General features: G+C 63.7%; 18 protein-coding genes. 11 read left to right on the top strand and 7 right to left on the bottom strand.

All coding sequences use genetic code 11. From position 1 onward, the window contains the following. The first annotated feature begins 94 nt into the window (after positions 1 to 94). Positions 95 to 1,363 (top strand): TCR/Tet family MFS transporter, encoded by a 1,269-nt coding sequence (locus LB526_RS02205; protein WP_224625906.1) that lies wholly within the window; start codon positions 95 to 97, stop codon positions 1,361 to 1,363. Positions 1,364 to 1,377: 14 nt separating this feature from the next. Here the strand turns inward: LB526_RS02205 and carA are convergent, their stop codons facing one another. After that, entirely contained in the window at positions 1,378 to 2,583 is a 1,206-nt protein-coding gene (gene carA / locus LB526_RS02200) for a glutamine-hydrolyzing carbamoyl-phosphate synthase small subunit (RefSeq protein WP_224625904.1), read from the bottom strand. Between the two features lie 259 nt (positions 2,584 to 2,842). Between carA and LB526_RS02195 the strand changes: the two genes are divergently transcribed. Then, positions 2,843 to 3,292 carry a GatB/YqeY domain-containing protein gene (locus tag LB526_RS02195; RefSeq protein WP_224606272.1) on the top strand — a complete coding sequence of 150 codons (450 nt, stop codon included), beginning with the start codon at positions 2,843 to 2,845 and terminating at the stop codon, positions 3,290 to 3,292. Positions 3,293 to 3,301: 9 nt separating this feature from the next. Here LB526_RS02195 and LB526_RS02190 read toward each other — a convergent pair whose 3' ends face one another. After that, a complete protein-coding gene (locus LB526_RS02190) occupies positions 3,302 to 4,300 on the bottom strand; it encodes a murein L,D-transpeptidase catalytic domain family protein (protein ID WP_224625902.1) in 999 nt (332 codons plus the stop codon). A gap of 284 nt (positions 4,301 to 4,584) precedes the next feature. Between LB526_RS02190 and LB526_RS02185 the strand changes: the two genes are divergently transcribed. Next, the gene (locus tag LB526_RS02185) at positions 4,585 to 5,295 is read left to right on the top strand and encodes a DNA helicase (protein ID WP_224625900.1); all 711 of its coding nucleotides are present in this window, start codon (positions 4,585 to 4,587) and stop codon (positions 5,293 to 5,295) included. A 47-nt stretch (positions 5,296 to 5,342) separates the two neighbouring features. Beyond that, the gene (locus LB526_RS02180; RefSeq protein WP_224625899.1) at positions 5,343 to 5,900 is read left to right on the top strand and encodes a GNAT family N-acetyltransferase; all 558 of its coding nucleotides are present in this window, start codon (positions 5,343 to 5,345) and stop codon (positions 5,898 to 5,900) included. Between the two features lie 105 nt (positions 5,901 to 6,005). Here LB526_RS02180 and LB526_RS02175 read toward each other — a convergent pair whose 3' ends face one another. The 3 genes from LB526_RS02175 to LB526_RS02165 all read right to left on the bottom strand — a co-directional run bounded on the left by LB526_RS02175 (position 6,006) and on the right by LB526_RS02165 (position 9,283). Further along, the gene (locus tag LB526_RS02175; protein WP_224625898.1) at positions 6,006 to 7,187 is read right to left on the bottom strand and encodes an MFS transporter; all 1,182 of its coding nucleotides are present in this window, start codon (positions 7,185 to 7,187) and stop codon (positions 6,006 to 6,008) included. A gap of 127 nt (positions 7,188 to 7,314) precedes the next feature. Then, the gene (locus LB526_RS02170) at positions 7,315 to 7,524 is read right to left on the bottom strand and encodes a DUF2061 domain-containing protein (protein WP_095766624.1); all 210 of its coding nucleotides are present in this window, start codon (positions 7,522 to 7,524) and stop codon (positions 7,315 to 7,317) included. Between the two features lie 94 nt (positions 7,525 to 7,618). Continuing rightward, positions 7,619 to 9,283 carry a Na/Pi cotransporter family protein gene (locus tag LB526_RS02165; RefSeq protein WP_224625897.1) on the bottom strand — a complete coding sequence of 555 codons (1,665 nt, stop codon included), beginning with the start codon at positions 9,281 to 9,283 and terminating at the stop codon, positions 7,619 to 7,621. A 351-nt stretch (positions 9,284 to 9,634) separates the two neighbouring features. Here LB526_RS02165 and LB526_RS02160 point away from each other — a divergent pair, with 351 nt between their 5' ends. From LB526_RS02160 to LB526_RS02135, 6 genes are all read left to right on the top strand, one after another. Then, positions 9,635 to 9,997, top strand: coding sequence for an RcnB family protein (locus tag LB526_RS02160; RefSeq protein ID WP_224625896.1), 363 nt, complete (start codon positions 9,635 to 9,637; stop codon positions 9,995 to 9,997). 134 nt (positions 9,998 to 10,131) lie between these two features. Beyond that, positions 10,132 to 12,072: a DNA primase gene (dnaG, locus tag LB526_RS02155; RefSeq protein ID WP_224625895.1), complete on the top strand. Its 1,941-nt coding sequence runs from the start codon at positions 10,132 to 10,134 to the stop codon at positions 12,070 to 12,072. A 426-nt stretch (positions 12,073 to 12,498) separates the two neighbouring features. Continuing rightward, positions 12,499 to 14,526 carry an RNA polymerase sigma factor RpoD gene (gene rpoD / locus LB526_RS02150; RefSeq protein ID WP_224625894.1) on the top strand — a complete coding sequence of 676 codons (2,028 nt, stop codon included), beginning with the start codon at positions 12,499 to 12,501 and terminating at the stop codon, positions 14,524 to 14,526. Between the two features lie 208 nt (positions 14,527 to 14,734). Further along, a complete protein-coding gene (locus tag LB526_RS02145) occupies positions 14,735 to 15,028 on the top strand; it encodes a GYD domain-containing protein (RefSeq protein ID WP_095766734.1) in 294 nt (97 codons plus the stop codon). A 61-nt stretch (positions 15,029 to 15,089) separates the two neighbouring features. Continuing rightward, complete coding sequence (locus LB526_RS02140) at positions 15,090 to 15,470, top strand: thiol-disulfide oxidoreductase DCC family protein (RefSeq protein WP_224625893.1); 381 nt, start codon at positions 15,090 to 15,092, stop codon at positions 15,468 to 15,470. A 134-nt stretch (positions 15,471 to 15,604) separates the two neighbouring features. Then, a complete protein-coding gene (locus LB526_RS02135; RefSeq protein WP_140838492.1) occupies positions 15,605 to 16,261 on the top strand; it encodes a PadR family transcriptional regulator in 657 nt (218 codons plus the stop codon). A gap of 79 nt (positions 16,262 to 16,340) precedes the next feature. Here the strand turns inward: LB526_RS02135 and LB526_RS02130 are convergent, their stop codons facing one another. Both LB526_RS02130 and LB526_RS02125 read right to left on the bottom strand, forming a co-directional pair. After that, positions 16,341 to 16,601 (bottom strand): YiaA/YiaB family inner membrane protein, encoded by a 261-nt coding sequence (locus LB526_RS02130; RefSeq protein WP_095766630.1) that lies wholly within the window; start codon positions 16,599 to 16,601, stop codon positions 16,341 to 16,343. A gap of 42 nt (positions 16,602 to 16,643) precedes the next feature. Beyond that, entirely contained in the window at positions 16,644 to 17,321 is a 678-nt protein-coding gene (locus LB526_RS02125; RefSeq protein ID WP_224625892.1) for a PspA/IM30 family protein, read from the bottom strand. 174 nt (positions 17,322 to 17,495) lie between these two features. Here LB526_RS02125 and LB526_RS02120 point away from each other — a divergent pair, with 174 nt between their 5' ends. Then, positions 17,496 to 18,137: a TetR/AcrR family transcriptional regulator gene (locus LB526_RS02120; protein WP_224625891.1), complete on the top strand. Its 642-nt coding sequence runs from the start codon at positions 17,496 to 17,498 to the stop codon at positions 18,135 to 18,137. The last annotated feature ends 31 nt before the right edge of the window (positions 18,138 to 18,168 follow it).

Genomic DNA, 18,168 nt, shown 5'->3' with positions numbered 1-18,168 from the left:
GCAATTGCCTTCGTTCGCGTATTGTTCCTGTCGGCGACGTCGCCTATAAGGTGCCTCCCGCCTTTGCCCCGGGCGGCCTGAGGAGATTATCATCATGATCGACCCCAAAACCGCCAGGCGGGGCCTTGCGCTCGTTTTCACCACGCTGCTGCTCGACGTCATCGGCTTCGGCATCATCATGCCGGTGCTGCCGGCCTATCTGGAGGAACTGAGCGGCGTCACAGTCAGCCAGGCCGCGATCGAGGGCGGCTGGCTGTTCTTCGTCTATGCGGCGATGCAGTTCGTCTTCGCGCCGATCATGGGCGGCTTGAGCGACCGCTTCGGCCGGCGGCCGATCCTGCTTGCCTCGGTGCTGACCTTTTCCATCGACAACCTGATCTGCGCCATCGCCTGGTCCTATCCGATGCTGTTCATCGGCCGCGTGCTCGCCGGTGTTTCCGGCGCCAGCTATTCGACGACATCCGCCTTCATCGCCGACATCTCAAACGACGAGAACCGGGCGAAGAATTTCGGCCTACTCGGCATCGCCTTCGGCGTCGGCTTCGTCATCGGCCCGGTGCTGGGCGGTCTGCTCGGCACGTTCGGGCCGCGCGTGCCGTTCTATTTCGCGGCCGCGCTTGCCTTCGTGAATTTCCTGATCGCGATGTTCCTGCTACCGGAGACGCTGGACGAAAAGCATCGTCGCCGTTTCGAATGGAAGCGTGCCAATCCGGTCGGCACGCTCATGCAGATGCGCAATTACCCCGGCATCGGCTGGATCGGGCTGGTGTTCTTCCTGATGACGCTCGGCCATATGATGTATCCGGCGGTGTGGGCGTTCGTCTCCAACTACCGCTATGGCTGGAACCAGCAGCAGATCGGCTTCTCGCTCGGCGCCTTCGGCCTGTGCGGGGCGATCATCATGGCAACGGTGCTGCCGCGGATCATTCCCAAGCTCGGCGAGTGGCGGACGGCGGCGATCGGCTTGACCTTCACCGCGCTCAGCGCCTTCGGCTATGCGTTTTCGACGCAAGGCTGGATGATCTATGCGGTGATCGTGGCCGGTTGCCTGGAAGCGCTCGCAGATCCGCCGCTCAGGAGCCTCGCCGCCGCCAAGGTGCCGCCCTCGGCGCAGGGCGAATTGCAGGGCGCGATGACCTCGATCTTCTCGATCACCTCGATCGTCACGCCGCTGCTCTACACCGCGATATTTTCCTGGTTCACGGGCCCGGCGGCGCCGGTCGTGTTCGGCGGCGCTCCCTATGTGCTGGGCGCAATTTTCCTGACGCTGGCGGTGATCGTCTTCGTGACTAAGGTGGCCAAGCCGACGCCGAAGGAAGTCGAGCGCATGCATGCGCCGGAAGTGGTCACCGACGCTGCTTAGGCTGGTGGTTTAGGCTAGGAGCGTTCTGCCAGCGCTTCCTCGCCGCGCCGTTCGCGGATCAGGTTGACGAAGCGCCGGAACAGGTAATGCGAATCCTGCGGGCCGGGCGAGGCCTCGGGATGATGCTGAACCGAGAACACTGGACGGCCGGTCAGGGCGATGCCGCAATTCGACCCGTCGAAGAGCGAGACATGGGTTTCCTCGACGCCTTCGGGCAGCGAGTCCGCGTCGACGGCGAAACCGTGGTTCATTGACACGATCTCGACCTTGCCGGTGGTGTGGTCCTTGACCGGATGGTTGGCGCCGTGATGGCCCTGGTGCATCTTCTCGGTCTTGCCGCCGAGCGCCAGCGCCAGCATCTGATGGCCGAGGCAAATGCCGAACACCGGAATGTCGGTCTTCAAGAGGTCCTGGATCACCGGCACGGCATATTCGCCGGTCGCTTCCGGATCGCCGGGGCCGTTCGACAGGAAGATGCCGTCCGGCTGCATGGCCATGATCTCCTCGGCGCCGGTCTTGGCCGGCACGACGGTGACCTTGGCGCCGAGACCCGCAAGCAGGCGCAGGATGTTGCGCTTGACGCCATAGTCGACGGCCACGACGTGCATGGAAGGCTCGCTCCGCTCGCCATAGCCTTCGTTCCAGATCCAGGGCGTCTCGCGCCAGACCGAAGACTGGCCCGACGTGACCTCCTTGGCGAGATCGAGGCCGATCAGGCCCGACCAGGCCGCGGCCTGCCGCTTCAGGTCCTCGATGTTGAAGACGCCGTCGGGCGCATGCGCGATGACGGCATTGGGCATGCCCTTCTCGCGGATCAGCACAGTCAGCGCGCGGGTGTCGATGCCGGACAGCGCGACGATGCCGCGCCGCTTCAGCCACTGGTCGAGATGGCCGGCGGCGCGATAGTTGGACGGGTCGGTGACGTTGGCCTTGAAGATGGCGCCGACAGCGCCGGCGCGGGCGGCCGGATGCAAATCCTCGATGTCCTCGTCATTGGTGCCGACATTGCCGATATGCGGGAAGGTGAAGGTGACGATCTGGCCGGCGTAGGACGGATCGGTGAGGATTTCTTCATAACCGGTCAACGCGGTGTTGAAGCACACTTCCGCAACCGCCGATCCCGTGGCCCCAAGGCCGCGACCTTCGATCACCGTGCCGTCGGCGAGTACCAGAAGGGCGGTCGGCTTTTCGGTTGCCCACGGGGCGGTGGTCGTGGCCATGGCGGCACTCCTGTCAGGCGCGGCAATCGGTCGGGAGACCATTTGCGCAGCAAGGCGCGAAGCTGGATTGCCCGGCTCCCACGCGTCAACTCATTGTCTCATGCAGGACCGAGTACATAGGCGAACGCGCCGGAGCGGTCAATGCGGCGCCCCCGGACCACGGCCGATTTGCTTTCGTCCAGCAATATCAGCGGCTTGGCGGGATTTGCGTTGGCCGTTCGGCAAAGCTATTGTCCGCCGCATTCGAAGGAGAAGCACGATGCGCGAGAAAATCGCCGAATCCATGAAGAGCGCGATGAAGGCGCAGGACAAGCACCGCCTGCCGACGCTGCGGCTGATCCAGGCCGCTATCCACGACCGCGACATCGCCAATCGCGGCGCCGGAAAGCCGCCGGCGAGCGAGGAGGAGATCCTGCAGATTCTCGCCAAGATGGTGAAGCAGCGCGAGGAATCCGCCAAGGCTTTCGAGGATGGCAAGCGGCCGGAGCTGGCGGCGCAGGAGCGCGGCGAGATGGCGATCATCCGCGAGTTCCTGCCGACGCAGCTCGACGACGCGGCGATCCAGGCTGCGGCGCGCGAGGCGATCGCGGCGACGGGCGCGGCCAGCCAGAAGGACATGGGCAAGGTGATCGGCGCGCTGAAGCAGAAATATGCCGGCCAGATGGACTTCGCCAAGGCGAGCGCCATCATCAAGGGGTTGCTGCAATAGACGACGGTGTCAGTCCTTGCAGATCGGCACCGGCTGCGGCGGTGGCGCCGGATGATCCTTCTTGTACTGGGCGATGATCGGCTCCAGCATCTTCTTCGGCCAGAATTTGGGAGTGCCGATCTCCTTCAGGCAGGAGGCGTTCCAATAGGTGCCCGCGCTTGAGAGCGCCTGGCCGGCAGCCTTGGCCCGGGCGACAGCGGCGATGTCGCGTGATTCCGGATAGATGTAGAGCGTCGTCGGGTTGTTCTTCACGAGGGGGATGATCTGCTCGGCGTCGGCGGGCGACCAGCTGGTGCAGCCATTGCTGCGGCCGCCGGCATAGTTCACCAGCTTGCCGAACGGAACGAGGCCGTCATGGTCGGCATAGGAGCTTTGCGGGCTCTTGCGCATGCACAGGCCCTTCAAGATCGCGGCCGGATGGCCGCCGATCACGCGCTGCCTGGCGTTCGCCGCCTCGCCTTCGCCGTCGAACTGGATGAAGCTGCGCATGAACACCGCGTTCTGCGCACCGACACGATAGTAGCCCTTGAAGGACGTCTTGGTCTCGGCCGTCATATAGGCGCCGCCGGCCGTCAGCGCCGAGTCCATGGCGTTGCCGAAATTCTTGGCGCAGCGCCTGCCGTTGGAGAAATCGGCAACGCCTTTCAGGTTGCGTCCGCCGCCATGGCCCGAGGAAACCGCGCGGAAGAGCTGCTTGCTTTCACAAATGATGTAGTAGCGCTGGCCAGGCACGCTGTTGCCCAAATCCGCGGGACGCGTGGCATCCATGGCGAAGTAGCAGGGGTTGCTGACCGAACCTTCGCTGACCTTCTTCTGGTAGAGCGCGCGCGCCCGCTCCAGCACGACCTGCGAGATCTGGCCTTCGCCGTCGCCGACATGGCGCTGCAGCCAGTCGGGAACGGTCGACGGTCGCAAGGCGGCGAATGAGCTGACCGATGCCGTCAGGGCGGCCAGGATCGCGACAAGGCAGAAGATGACCGCGCCCCGCGGAACAGATCTCAACCGCACCCTCTTGCCCCTCCCGTCGAAATGTCTCGTACCTGTGAATCAGCATGGACGATTATAGAAGGTCTCGCACGCATCGGCGAAACACTTCTAGTTTAGCGACGCCTTTTGGGAGGTCGGATTTTCGGCCCCCTTCGATTGAGCTATGATCTGATTCCGGCGCGCCCACGCCTCCTCCCTCCGTCGGGAAGCATCGTTCATGCAGGGCAGTTTATCACCGAACCAACTGTTCGAGCGCCAGGCATAAGGAGGGGTTGTCAAGACTGCTCGCGGCAGGAGGTTTTTCGATGCGGTTTTCCGCACCCGTCTATCATCTGAAGCGCCAGGCGAGGCTTCTGTCCCGCAGCGAAAATGTGCCCCTCCACCAGGCGCTCGACCGCGTTGCCGCCAAGCAAGGCTTCGGCAGTTGGAGCCTGCTTGCGGCCAAGGCTGCCGAGGCTGCGCCAGCCGGCGCCCTGTTGGCGCGGCTGATCACCGGCGACATGGTCCTCGTGGCGGCGCGGCCGGGGCAGGGCAAGACGCTGATGAGCCTCGAACTTGCCGTGGCAGCCATGAAGCAAGGCAGTCGCGCCGTATTCTTCACCCTCGAATACATGCATGCCGATATCCTCGATCGGTTCCGTGACATCGGCGTCGACCCGGCCGATTTCAACCGCCTGTTCGAGTTCGACAATTCCGACGCCATCAGCGCCGCCTACATCATCGAGGCGTTGCGGGCGGCGCCGCGCGGCACGCTGGCGGTCATCGACTATCTGCAACTGCTCGACCAGAAGCGGGAGAATCCGGAACTCATGGTTCAGATCCGCGCCTTGAAATCGTTTGCCCGGGAACGGGGACTGGTGCTCATCTTCATCTCGCAGGTCGACAGGTCATATGATTGCGCCCGGAAAGCGTTCCCGGATATCGGCGACATCCGGCTGCCGAACCCGCTCGACCTGTCGCTGTTCGACAAAGCCTGTTTCCTGAACAAGGGCGAAATCCGGTTTCAGGGGACTTGAGAGCGATCCATGTCGCTTCTATGCCGGTCTCGACAGGGAAGCCAAGCATGATCGAAATCGTCAAACCCGCGCTCGAACATTTGCCGTCCTACAAGGCGGCGCTCGAGCGCGGCTGGTCACCCGACAATGTGCGGCTCCTCGAAGCGACGCGCGAGCAACTCGAGGCGATCGAGAAGGATCCCGTTGAATTTCTCGCCGGCCTTGACGACCCCGAAGCGAAGGGGCCGCCCATCGTCTTGCCCGACGGCACCGAGGTCGCGCGGCTGCCTGGATTCCGGCGCTGGATCTGGGATGGCGAGGCCGCCGGCTCGATCGGCTTTCGCTGGCAGAAGGGCACGTCGGAGCTGCCCTCGCATGTGCTTGGCCATATCGGCTATGCGGTGGTGCCGTGGAAGCGCAACCGCGGCTATGCCACCGAAGCGCTGCGGCTGATGCTGGACGAGGCGAGAGCGGTCGGGCTCGATCATGTCGAGATCACCAGTGATCTCGACAATCCTGCCTCGCACAAAGTGGTGCTTGCCAATGGCGGCAGGCTGGTCGGGCGGTTTGCCAAACTTGCAGCCTATGGCGGCGCAGAGAGCCTGAGGTTCCGGATCGATCTTTAAAGCGCGTCGCGCTGAAACGGATTCAGGCGACGCGCTTTAGATCTTTGTTTTGATGCATGTCGTTGTCCCAGAACCGCTGCACACTTCTGGGCGACATGCGTTAAATTATTCCGCGGCCGCCGGCAGCGGCGGTGTCGCGCGGCTGCGCCATTCCCAGGTCTGCGAGGCAAAAGCCACCACGACCGCCACCAGCATGGCGAGCGCGCCGGCCAGCGGCAGGCTGCGATAGCCCAGGCCTGCATTGAGCATCGCCGCGCCCAGCGAGGCAGCCAGCGCGATGCCGACATTGAAGCCGGACGGGATCAGCGAGGAGGCGAGGTTGGAGGCATCGGCCGTCCAGGCGAGGATGCGCGTCTGGATCGGCGCGCCGATGGCGAAGTTGAGACCGCCCCAGATGACGATTGCCGCGACCATCGGCAACGGATAGGGGCTGACGAGATAGATAACGCCAAGCGTCATCGCCTGCAGGGCAAGCATGACGATCAGCGACGGCATCAGCTTCCAGTCGGCGAGCTTGCCGCCGACCAGGACGCCGACCGTGGCGCCGACGCCGTTGAGCAAAAGCACAAAGGGGATCAGGCCCTCGTCGAGGCCCGTGACCTCGAGCAGCATCGGCGTGATGTAGGTAAACAGCGCAAACTGGCCGATCATCAGCATCAGCATCAGGATCAGCGAGGTCCAGACCTGCTGGCGGCCGAGCACGCGAACTTCGCGCGCCAGCCCGGCTGGCCGGTTGGCGGCGCCCGCCGTGCGCGGCAGCAGCGCCAGCATGGCGAGGATCGCGACGAGGCCCAGCGCGCCCATCACCCAGAAGGTCGCGCGCCAACCCCATAGGCTGCCGATCGCGGTGCCGGCGGGCACGCCGATGACATTGGAAACCGTCAGCCCCGAGAGAATGACGGCGACCGCCCGGCCGCGCTGGTCCTCGCGCACCAAGCTGACTGCAACCACCATGGCGACACCGAAATAGCAGCCATGCGCCACGGCAGTCGCGACACGCAGCAGAAGCATCGAGGTGAAATCGGGCGCCAGCGCGCAAGCCGCCTGGCCAAGGGTGAAAGCGATCGTGAGCCCAATCAGCAGCGTCTTGCGCGAGACCTTGCCGGTGGCCAAAGCCAGCAGCGGGCCGCCGATCGCAATGCCGCAGGCATAGCCGGAGACGAGATAGCCGGCGGTCGGGACCGAAACCCCGAGGCCCTGCGCCACCTCCGGCAGCACGCCGGCGATGACGAATTCGGTGGTGCCGAAGGCGAAGGCGGCAAGGAAAAGGGCGATCAGCGGCAGCATGGTTCAAAACATAGGCGAGGAATGCACGTCTCAAACCATGCCTGCGCGGGCGCGGCAATGCAGAAATTGGCGATGGCGCTTTAGCTTTTCTTGACGGGACGCATCAAAGCCGGCCTGTCGCTTGCTGCTACGCTGCCGTTTTGCGCCCGTAAGGGATCTTCAGCCAGGCCCGTTCGTGCAGGTAGTAAAGCAGCGACTTGGTGACGACCTCGGTGAGCCCGATCGTGGCGGCGAGCTTGATGCTGCCAGTGACCACCAGGGAGATGATCATCGTGTCGATCGTGCCGGTGGCGCGCCATGAAAGCGCCTTGGCGAAGCTGCGCGAATGCGTGTCCATCGACGGATCGTCCTCCCAACAGGTCCACAGGCGTTCCTTAGCCGACGGAAGCGAGGATGAGCAAAGACTAATTTTTTGGCAGGTCCCGATCGCCTCAGCTGGCCTTCAGCCGCGAACCGCCGAGCAGGCCGCGCTCCTCGAGCACCGGATAGGCGATCGAGGCGAGCAGCGAGTTGATCTGCTTCAAGTCGCGGATGGTGTCGAGGTGGATCGAGCTCGTCTCGACGCTCTTGGCGGTACCTTCGCGCAGACGCTGAAAATGGCTGGCGCTGGTTTCCTTCTCGCGTTCGCGCAAGAGATCCTTTTCCAGCACCAGCTGGCGCGCGGTTTCCGGATCGCGCGAGACCAGCACGTTGAAGGCGAGCCGCGCATTGGCGAGCACCGAGGAATGGAAGGCGCAGAGCTCCTGCCAGCCTTCCGGTGTGAATTCCAGGCCGCGCTCCAGCTTCTTCCTGACATGCACCAGCATGTTGCGCACGATGATGTCGCCGACCTGCTCCAGCTTGACGCAGGCGCCGATCAGCTCCTGGCACCGCAATGCCTCATCCTCGGTCAGCGGGTTCCTGGTGATCTTGGCGAGATAGAGTTTTATCGCCGCGTGCTTCCTGTCGACGCGGTCGTCGAGCGCGGCCAGCGCCTTGATCTTGTCGCTGTCGGCGTTCTCGTAAAGCTCGATGATGCGCTTCAACATGATCTCGACCGTCTCGCAGACCCGCACCACCTCGCGCGTCGCATTGGCCAGCGCCTGGCTCGGCGTGTCCAACGCGCTTTCATTGAGCGCCGACAGTTCGACGACATCCAGCGTGGCGGTCGGCTCCGGCACGGCTCCGAGCGCAACGATCTTCTCCGAGACGCGGTAGACGAGGCCCGCGAGTGGCAGTCCGGCGAGCAGGATGATCACATTGAACAAGATGTGGGCGTTGACGATCTCGTCCGGAACAGTGGCGCCGAGGAAGCCGATGGGCGGCTTCAGCGTCATGAACAGGATCAGCATCACCAGCGAGCCCATGCCGCGCATCAAAAGGTTCCCGATCGGCACGACGCGGACGCCCGGATCGGCATTGCGGGTAAGCAGGGGCGCGATGATGGAGGAGCCGAGATTGACGCCGAGCACCAGCACGATGCCGAGCTCGGGAGGGATAAAGCCGCGCCCGGCCAGCGTCACCAGGAGCAGCACGGCGGCGATCGAGGAATGGAACAGCCAGGTAACCAGCGCGGCGAGCAGGTAAGCGGTGACATAGTCACCGGAGAAATAGTTGACGATCAGCGGCATCAACTGGCTGTTGCGCAGCGGTTCCGACGCCTGACCGATCATCTCCAGCGACAGGATCAGCAGGCCGACGCCAATCAGGATGCGGCCTATCTGCCGCCAATCGCGCCGCTCGGTGGCCATGAACATGACCGTGCCGGCGATCAGGCAGAGCGGCACCAGAAGCGTCAGATCGAAGGTGAGCAGCTTGGCCACCAGCGCCGAACCGATCTCGGCGCCGCGCACTGCCAATTGCCCGGCGGCGCCCGAAACGATGCCGGCGCCGGCGAAGGAGCCGACCAGCAGCGTCACCGCGGTCGAGCTCTGCAGCGCGATCGCCAGCCCGCAGCCGGCCAGCACCGCCATGACCGGATTGCGCATGGTGGCACGCAGCCGGTGGCGCAGCACGTCGCCATAGGCGCGCTCGACGCCCGTCTTCACCATGCGGGTGGCGAACAGCATCAGCGCCACCGCGCCGGCAAGGTGCAGGAGGACGACAGAGCCGCTCACAGCCAAACTCGCGAGCTAGCATCAGGGGCGCGGAGAGGGGTACGAATCTTAGTCATTTCAACGAGTCGAAATATACCAGTTAAAATTAGCCGAATAATAGATTTTTCTGATGCGATGATCGTCTCGGCTCGACGGCGCATGTCGGAAATGACTGCAGGAAGCATTGGTTGCATGCGCCTGGCGGCAGCGCTTCGCCTCATACCGCCCGACGCTCGGCCGCGTGATCCGAAGCGTTGTTCAAGCGGCCGGTGCAAATCTTGGAAAACATTGCAGAATTGTAATTCTGGTGTTCAGTTTCGGTTCATCCATTGGCGGCTATTCCCCTGCCTATCGACAACAAGGAATACCGCCATGAAGCGTCTCATACTTTGCGCCGTCACCGCCTCGATGCTGGCCGCCTCGGCCTTCTCCGGCCAGGCCGCGCCGCTCGCCCAGCCGGGCACGCCGCAGTCGAGCTACACCCAGGTCGACTGGCAGAAGCCCGGCAGGCATGTCGACAAGCGGGTCATCGTCAAGAAGAAGGTGGTAAGGCGCAGCCATTGGCGCAACGGCCAAAGATATTCCAACTGGAAGCGTCACCAGCCAGTCCGCGACTGGAACCGCTACGGCCTGCGCCGCCCTGGTCCCGGCCAGGAATGGATCCGCGTCGGCAACGACTATTTGCTGGTCAGCATCCTCTCCGGCATCGTCTTCGGCGCGATCGCCGCCCAGTAATCCGCGACAATCCGGAAATCCGGTAGGCGGCCGCCCGGGGCCTTCTTTTCGTCTGTGAAAAGCGGGTACGATGGGCCGGATGGGGTCGCCGTGCCCGGGCGGGTTGATTATATGGAGGGCAAACGAGTTCCCCGATGCGCTTTCCGCCCGCCTTCCTCGACGAGATACGCGACCGCGTGCCGATTTCGCAGGTCATCGGCACGCGCGTCGCATGGGACAGGAAGAAGACCAACGCGTCGCGCGGCGACTACTGGGCCTGCTGTCCCTTCCACGGCGAGAAGAGCCCGTCCTTCCATTGCGAGGACAAGAAGGGCCGCTATCACTGCTTCGGTTGCTCGGTTTCGGGCGACCATTTCAAGTTCCTCACCGAGCTAGACGGATTAAGCTTCCCCGAAGCCGTCGAGAAGATCGCCGAGATGGCCGGCGTGCCGATGCCGGTGCGCGACGAACAGGAAGAGCGGCGCGAGAAGGAACGCGCCAGCCTGACCGACGTCATGGAAATGGCGACCGCCTTCTTCCAGGAGCGGCTGCAGAGCGCCGACGGCGCCAAAGCCCGCGCGTATCTGCGCGACCGTGGGCTGACGCCGGCGACGCAACAATCCTTCCGTCTGGGCTATGCGCCCGACAGCCGCAACGCGCTCAAGGAACATCTTGCCGCCAAGGGCGTGCCGAAGGCCGATATCGAGGCTTGCGGCCTGGTGCGGTACGGCGACGACATTCCGGTCTCCTATGACTGGTTCCGCGACCGCATCATGTTTCCAATCCCGGATTCGCGCGGGAAGATCATCGCCTTTGGCGGACGGGCGCTGGCGCCCGATGCCTTGGCCAAATACATGAACTCGCCGGAGACCGAGCTCTTCCACAAGGGCAACGTGCTCTACAATTTCGCTCGCGCCCGCAGGGCGATCGCGAAAGGCGGCACGGTGATCGCGGTCGAAGGCTATATGGACGTGATCGCGCTGGCGCAGGCCGGCTTCGAGAATGCCGTGGCGCCGCTCGGCACCGCGCTCACCGAAAACCAGCTCGAACTTCTGTGGCGCATGGCGCCCGAGCCGGTGCTTTGCTTCGACGGCGACCAGGCCGGGCTGAAGGCGGCATGGCGGGCGGCCGATCTCGCGCTCCCGTCGGCGCAGACCGACCGCCGGGCGCGCTTTGCCTTGTTGCCGGAAGGCAAGGATCCCGACGATCTGGTCAAGGCCGAAGGGCCGGACGCGTTCCGCGCCGTGCTTGCCGATGCGCGGCCGCTGGACGAACTGTTATGGATGCGCGAGACGGCAGGCGGTGTCTTCGATACGCCGGAGCGGCGAGCTGAGTTGCGGAAAAGGCTGCGGGAGTTGACCAGCCGCATCCGCGACGAGAGCGTGCGTTATTACTATCAGCAGACAATGGACGAGCGGGAGCGGAACTTCTTCGGCTCCCAGCGGAGCGTTCGGCAAGGCCGTCAGGATTGGAAGCCGGGGCAGGGCAAGTCGCCCGTGCCCGGCGGGCAGTTCGCGAAAGGTGGGGCGGCCGGCGGGCGCGCCGCGATCACCGAGAGCCTGGGTCGCTCGGCGCTGGTCAAGCGGGCCGGCGAGGGGATGTCGGTGCGCGAGGCGACGATTATCGTGGCGCTGGTCAATCATCCGGCGCTGATCGACGAGAATTTCGCCCACGTCGAATTCCTCGACCTCGCCAATTCGGATTTGCGCAAGCTGCACGCGGCCATTCTCGACGCCATGGCGCATGAAGCGGCCGACGAGCGCGGCGCGGTCATCGCCACCATCGAGCGCGCCGGCTGCGGCGGCATCTGGGAGCGGGCTGTCGAGTTGATCAAGCGCGCGCGGCAATGGCCGGCGCTGGAAACGGCGGCGCTTGACGATGCCCGCGACGCCTTCAACCAGGCGCTGCACTTGCAGCGCAGCGCCCGCACATTACATAGAGAGCTGAAACAGGCGCAGGCGGCGCTCGATGCAGACCCTTCGGATGAAAACTTCCGGCATCTCGTCGAGATTCAAGCGCAATTCAACGATGTGCAGGCTACGGAAGCGCTGATCGAAGGATTTGGCGTCTCGTCGGGCAGGGTTGGCCGCGTTTAGGCCGAACACCACCCATTGGAAGTGAAGTGGAAATGCGCGGCGCGTCGAATCGACGCCTCTAAGTCGGGTAATTGATTCGCTTTTTTCATGCGAATCATGCCAGAGGCGCTTGACCTTCTGGCAGATTGGCGGAATCAGGACGATTCGAAACGTTAACCGTGCCACGGCATCGGCGGGAATTCGAGCGATGTGAGGCACCGGTGGCGACTGGACAGGCAAAGTGCCCGCTCCAGATATCAGGGTTAATCTGGACTTAATGCATGTCGCCCAAAAGTGGAAACCGGTTTGGGACAGAGACATGCACAAAACAAAAGAGATGACACGGTTGCTGGGCCGGTGAAAAGCGTTCCCGCGCGAGCGCGTCCAGCATAACCGGTACGGCAGTTTACGCGGCCTCGATATTCGGCCGCTTGGAGACGACAAAGAATGGCGACAAAGGAAAAGGAAGAGGTCGAGACCGAACGCGAAGGCGCCACTGATGGCCCCCTGCTCGACCTTTCCGACGATGCTGTCAAGAAGATGATCAAGGCCGCGAAGAAACGCGGCTATGTCACGCTCGACGAGCTCAACGCGGTGCTTCCCTCGGAAGAGACGGATCCGGACCGCATCGAAGATATCAATGCGATGCTCAGTGACATGGGCATCAACGTCGTCGAGGACGACGAGGTGGGCGAGGAGGCGGAAGCCGAGCCGGCCGCCGACGCCGAGGAAGACGCCAACGAGCTCGCCGAGCAGACCGGCACCGCTGTCGCCGCCACGACCACCAAGAAAGAGCCTACCGATCGCACCGACGACCCGGTGCGCATGTATCTGCGCGAGATGGGCTCGGTCGAGCTTCTGTCGCGCGAGGGCGAAATTGCGATCGCCAAGCGCATCGAGGCCGGCCGCGAAACGATGATCGCAGGGCTGTGCGAAAGCCCGCTGACGTTCCAGGCCATCATCATCTGGCGCGACGAGCTCAACGAATCGAAGATCCTGCTGCGCGAGATCATCGACCTCGAGGCGACCTATGCCGGCCCCGAAGCCAAGCAGGCGCCCGTCGTCGAACGCATCGAGGAAGCGCCCAAGCCCGAGGAGAAGCCGCGCGGCCGTTCGGCGGCACGCGAGGAAGAAGACGACATCACCAATGTCGGCGGCGACACGCGGGGGCTGGAGGAAGAGGAAGACGACGAGGACGAGGCGAGCCTGTCGCTGGCCGCGATGGAAGCGGAACTGCGCCCGCAGGTGATGGAGACGCTCGACGTCATCGCCGATACCTACAAGAAGCTGCGCAAGCTGCAGGACCAGCAGGTCGAGAACCGCCTGGCCGCGGCCGGCACGCTGTCGCCCAGCCAGGACCGCCGCCTGAAGGAGCTAAAGGACCAATTGATCAAGGCGGTGAAGTCGCTGTCGCTCAACGCCGCGCGCATCGAGGCTCTGGTCGAGCAGCTCTACGACATCAACAAGCGCCTGGTGCAGAACGAGGGCAAGCTTTTGCGCCTCGCCGAAAGCTATGGCGTGCGCCGCGAGGAGTTCCTGCGGGAGTATCAGGGCTCGGAGCTCGATCCGAACTGGACGCGCTCGATCGCCAACCTGACCTCGCGCGGCTGGAAGGAGTTCACCAAGAACGAGAAGGACTCGATCAAGGAACTGCGCGCCGAGATCCAGAACCTCGCCACCGAAACGGCGATCTCGATCCTGGAATTCCGCAAGATCGTGAACCAGGTGCAGAAGGGCGAGCGCGAGGCCGCGATCGCCAAGAAGGAAATGGTCGAGGCGAACCTTCGCCTGGTCATCTCCATCGCCAAGAAATACACCAACCGCGGCCTGCAGTTTCTGGATCTCATCCAGGAAGGCAATATCGGCCTGATGAAGGCGGTCGACAAGTTCGAGTACCGTCGCGGCTACAAGTTCTCGACCTACGCCACCTGGTGGATTCGGCAGGCCATCACCCGCTCGATCGCCGACCAGGCGCGCACCATCCGCATTCCGGTGCACATGATCGAGACGATCAACAAGATCGTGCGCACCTCGCGCCAGATGCTGCACGAGATCGGCCGCGAGCCGACGCCGGAGGAACTGGCGGAAAAGCTCGCCATGCCGCTGGAAAAAGTGCGCAAGGTGCTGAAGATCGCCAAAGAGCCGATCTCGCTCGAAACGCCTGTCGGCGACGAGGAGGATTCGCATCTCGGCGACTTCATCGAGGACAAGATGGCGATCCTGCCGATCGACGCGGCGATCCAGGCCAACCTGCGCGAGACGACGACGCGCGTGCTTGCCTCGCTGACGCCGCGCGAGGAGCGCGTGCTCAGAATGCGCTTCGGCATCGGCATGAACACCGATCATACGCTGGAGGAAGTCGGCCAGCAGTTCTCGGTGACGCGCGAGCGTATCCGCCAGATCGAGGCCAAGGCGCTGCGCAAGCTCAAGCATCCGAGCAGGTCGCGCAAGCTGAGAAGCTTCCTCGACAGCTGAGCGGGAATACAATCACACGAAATCGAAAGGGCGCCTCGGGCGCCCTTTTTGCTTTTCCGGCTACCCTTCATGCCGCCTTGTCGGGTTTGCCCGACAGGAGGATAATCGGGCGTCGGATGCATTTATGGGCGACAAGCCGGATGCCCGCCCCGGCGCCGGTCGCAGCGGCCAGGTGTCGCGCTCCGTGGCTCCCGGTGGGAGGTGTGCCATGACAACCTATATCGTGCTTATCAACTGGACTGAGCTCGGCGCCAAGAATGTGCGGGAATCGCCGAAACGGCTCGATGCGGCCAAGAAGCTGCTGGGGGAAATGGGCGGTTCGTTCAAGGCATTCTACCTGACCATGGGCGAATGCGACATGGTCGCCATCGTCGAAGCGCCGGACGATGCGGTGCTCGCCCGCTTCGCGCTGATGTTGTCGTCGGGCGGCAATGTCAAAACGCGGACGATGAAGGCGTTTCCAGAATTCGCCTATCGCGAGATCATCAGCTCGCTCGGGTAAAGTGGGCTAACGGGCGCAGCGCGCTGTTGCGAAGCCGCGCCGCATTCCCGATAGTCGCGCCATGCCCGAGCCGTTGCTGACAGTCTGGTACAACACACGCTGTCCGGTGTGCGACGCCGGCATCAACCACCAGAGGCGGCGGCTGGTCGAGGCGGTCAAGGCGGGCCGGGTCGAATTCCGCGACATCAATTTCGAACCTGAGGCGCTCTCCGCCTTCGGCGCCTCGCTGGAGGATATCCGCCGGCGACTACATGCGACCGACGCAAGCGGGCGGCTGCTGGTCGGCGCCGACGTGGCGATCGCGGTCTGGCGGATCACGCCGGGCGAGGGATGGCTGGCGAGCTTGTTCGGCAACCCCATCGCGCTGCCGTTGACGCGCTTTGCCTATGACCGTTTCGCGGACGTGCTCTACGCCTGGAACCGACGAAAGGGCCGTTGGTAGCAGTCTGGCCGAGCCGTATGAGGACGTATGCGCGATCTTGGAACGCGTAAGATACATCTTAAGATATATCTTGACTCAACAAGCGCCGCGCCTTACTTACGATGTATCGTAAGATATAGCTCAAGGAGCAATCCATGCACAGACACAACCACTTTGGCGAGCGCATGTTCATGCATATGGCCGGCAAATTTGGTGGCAGAGGGGGCGGCGGTTTCGGCCCGTTCGGCCATGGCGGCAGGGGCGGCGGACGCGGCGGCCCGGGCGACATGTTCCGCGCCGGGCGCATGCTGGCCGACGGCGATCTCAAGCTGATCACGCTGTCGCTGCTGGCCGACGCGCCGCGCCACGGCTACGACATCATCAAGGCTCTGGAAGAGCGCACCAGCGGCATCTACAGCCCGAGCCCGGGCGTGGTTTATCCGACGCTGACCTTCCTGGAGGAGGCGGGCTACGCGGTATCCTCGAGCGAAGGCAACAAGAAGGTGTTTTCGATCACCGAGGCCGGCAAGGCGCATCTGGACGAGAACCGCGAGATGATCGACAGCGTGCTAGACCATCTCGAGCGTTTCGGCCGCAAGATGGCCGCGGCGCGCGAATGGTTCGGCTGGGGCGACGACAAGGACGAGGGGCGCCGCGGCCGTTCGGAAACGCGTGACCGGTTCCGCTCGCTGCGACACCGGCTGCGCGCCGCGCTCGGCGACATCGCCGACGCGCCGGAGGACAAGCAGGCCGAGGCGATCAGCATCCTGGAAGACGCTGCCGAGGCGATCGAGGCCTTGGCGCGCCGCTAAGACATTCTTATAGGGAAGCCCAAAAGCCCGGATCGCTCCGGGCTTTTGTATTCAGTCAGCGATCGGCAAGGGCAGGGGATTATTCCTTGCCGACATATTCGCTGATCAGCTTCTCGTTGCGCGCCTTCTCGATCTTGGCAGTGGTCTCGGCCGCAATCCGCTCGTCGGTGCGGTACTTGACCAGGTTCACCAGGCTGCCGGTGAGCAGCAGCACGCCCATCGCCCAGTAGCCTTTGGTCGAGAGGTCGACGGGAGCAAGCCACAGCGACAGGCCGAGCATGAAATAGGCAGCGCCCACCGATATGGTGTTGAACAGGATATATGTCTGATTGCCGTTCATCGTCTTATTCCTTGGTTTGATCTGTCACGGGAAATTGCGGGCTCAGTTCAGGGATTTGAGGCGCGCCAGAACATCCTGAGCACGCACCTTGGTGGCCGGTCCATGGCCTGCTTCGGCGAGACGTTCGCGGATCGCCTCGTGGCGCAACTCGCCGTCGATCTCGTCGAGGATGCCGGCCTCCTCGAACGGGTCGGAGCTGTCCTTGATGCGGGCCAGCAATTCCTCCGCTTCGTTAATGCTTGCGGTACGGCCGATCGAGCGGTTGAGGCGCGACTGCGCCTTGCGTTCGGCATCGATCGCCCGGGCTGAGATCATGCCTTGGTTGAGATCGATGATGCGGCGATGCGCCTGTTCCACGGACAGACGCATCCGCAAGGTCTTCTCGCCCAGGCTCTTGACCGTGGCGCGGCGGACCTCGCGCTCGTTCTCGAGTTCGGCGATTGCGGAGGCGCCGCCTTCGGCAAGCGCCTGGTTGTTGGCGGAAAGCGCGCTGAGCGTGCGGGTTTCCAGATCGGCGATGCGGCGGTCGAGCTGGTCGAGGCTGGTCTGCTCTGCGCGCTGGCGCACGATCAGCGAGGCGAGCGTCTGCTTGGCGGCGGCAAGGCCCGCCTCCGCGTCTCGGATGCGCTGGGCCAGAAGGTCGATCGCAAAACGATCCTTCAGATTGTCCTCGGCCCGTGCGCTGGCGCCGTCCAGCAATGTCTTGATCAGGCTAAGCATGGTGTTCTCCCTGTTTGCGTGAACGTTGTTCACAAGCTCAACATAGCAGGAAATGAACATCGTTCAAGAGCTATTTTGAACGCTGTTCATGAAGCGCCGGACATGGTAAATGCAAGCAACGGAATGAATCCCGGCCGGGCTTGCCGACTTCGGACATAAGGACAAGAAAGAAGCATGGCGCTGGACAAGGAAGAGATGAGTGAGAAGGTGCTCGCCATTGCCGAGGCGCTGCTCAACGAGGGCGGCGCCGACAACCTGAAAGCGCGCACCATTGCCGAGCAGGCCGGCATCTCGGTCGGATCCGTCTATAACCTCTTTGCCGATCTCGACGAGGTGCACCGCGCCGTCAACATGCGGCTGCTCGACCGGCTCGGCGCGACAGGCATCGCGGCGATGGCCGATCTCGAAAGGCAAGGGGTAACCGATGTCCGGCACCGTATCCTGGCGATGGCGGCGGCCTATGTGCGTTTCGTCGAGGCGCATCCCGGCAGCTGGCCGGCGGTGCTTGCCTTCAACCGCCGCCGCGCGACGCGGCCGGGCCCCGATGCCTATGATGCGCTGCTCGACGCGCTCTTCGACATCGTCGCCGGCGTGCTCAAGGCCGGCGATTTCGGCCTCGACGACGACCGCCGCGCGCTTGCAGCGCGGACCTTGTGGTCAAGCGTGCACGGCATCGTGACCAGCGGCTATGTGGCGAATTCGGACAGCAGGCAGGCCGAGGAGATCTGGCGTCAGATCGAGCTTCTGGTCGGCGTTTTCGTCAAGGGGCTGGAACACGGCGGCGCATTCGCGCATGCTGAGACGAAGCCTGAATGAACAGGCGGCGCCGTAATCACGTGCCCGCGTG

Origin of the sequence: Mesorhizobium sp. CA6 (assembly GCF_020165035.1) — a bacterium.
Taxonomy (GTDB): domain Bacteria; phylum Pseudomonadota; class Alphaproteobacteria; order Rhizobiales; family Rhizobiaceae; genus Mesorhizobium.
The sequence above is the reverse complement of the archived record's forward strand: the minus strand, read 5'-3'. Positions and strand labels throughout refer to the sequence as shown.

Bases quoted from the DNA above. Each gene is read 5' to 3' on its own strand.
- LB526_RS02170 (WP_095766624.1), bottom strand. From the start codon at position 7,524: ATGGACACGCATTCGCGCAGCTTCGCCAAGGCGCTTTCATGGCGCGCC.
- LB526_RS02180 (WP_224625899.1), top strand. From the start codon at position 5,343: ATGATCGAAATCGTCAAACCCGCGCTCGAACATTTGCCGTCCTACAAG.
- rpoD (WP_224625894.1), top strand. From the start codon at position 12,499: ATGGCGACAAAGGAAAAGGAAGAGGTCGAGACCGAACGCGAAGGCGCC.
- LB526_RS02120 (WP_224625891.1), top strand. From the start codon at position 17,496: ATGGCGCTGGACAAGGAAGAGATGAGTGAGAAGGTGCTCGCCATTGCC.
- LB526_RS02135 (WP_140838492.1), top strand. From the start codon at position 15,605: ATGCACAGACACAACCACTTTGGCGAGCGCATGTTCATGCATATGGCC.
- LB526_RS02140 (WP_224625893.1), top strand. From the start codon at position 15,090: ATGCCCGAGCCGTTGCTGACAGTCTGGTACAACACACGCTGTCCGGTG.
- dnaG (WP_224625895.1), top strand. From the start codon at position 10,132: ATGCGCTTTCCGCCCGCCTTCCTCGACGAGATACGCGACCGCGTGCCG.
- LB526_RS02125 (WP_224625892.1), bottom strand. From the start codon at position 17,321: ATGCTTAGCCTGATCAAGACATTGCTGGACGGCGCCAGCGCACGGGCC.
- LB526_RS02205 (WP_224625906.1), top strand. From the start codon at position 95: ATGATCGACCCCAAAACCGCCAGGCGGGGCCTTGCGCTCGTTTTCACC.
- LB526_RS02195 (WP_224606272.1), top strand. From the start codon at position 2,843: ATGCGCGAGAAAATCGCCGAATCCATGAAGAGCGCGATGAAGGCGCAG.
- LB526_RS02145 (WP_095766734.1), top strand. From the start codon at position 14,735: ATGACAACCTATATCGTGCTTATCAACTGGACTGAGCTCGGCGCCAAG.
- LB526_RS02185 (WP_224625900.1), top strand. From the start codon at position 4,585: ATGCGGTTTTCCGCACCCGTCTATCATCTGAAGCGCCAGGCGAGGCTT.
- LB526_RS02175 (WP_224625898.1), bottom strand. From the start codon at position 7,187: ATGCTGCCGCTGATCGCCCTTTTCCTTGCCGCCTTCGCCTTCGGCACC.
- LB526_RS02160 (WP_224625896.1), top strand. From the start codon at position 9,635: ATGAAGCGTCTCATACTTTGCGCCGTCACCGCCTCGATGCTGGCCGCC.
- LB526_RS02130 (WP_095766630.1), bottom strand. From the start codon at position 16,601: ATGAACGGCAATCAGACATATATCCTGTTCAACACCATATCGGTGGGC.
- carA (WP_224625904.1), bottom strand. From the start codon at position 2,583: ATGGCCACGACCACCGCCCCGTGGGCAACCGAAAAGCCGACCGCCCTT.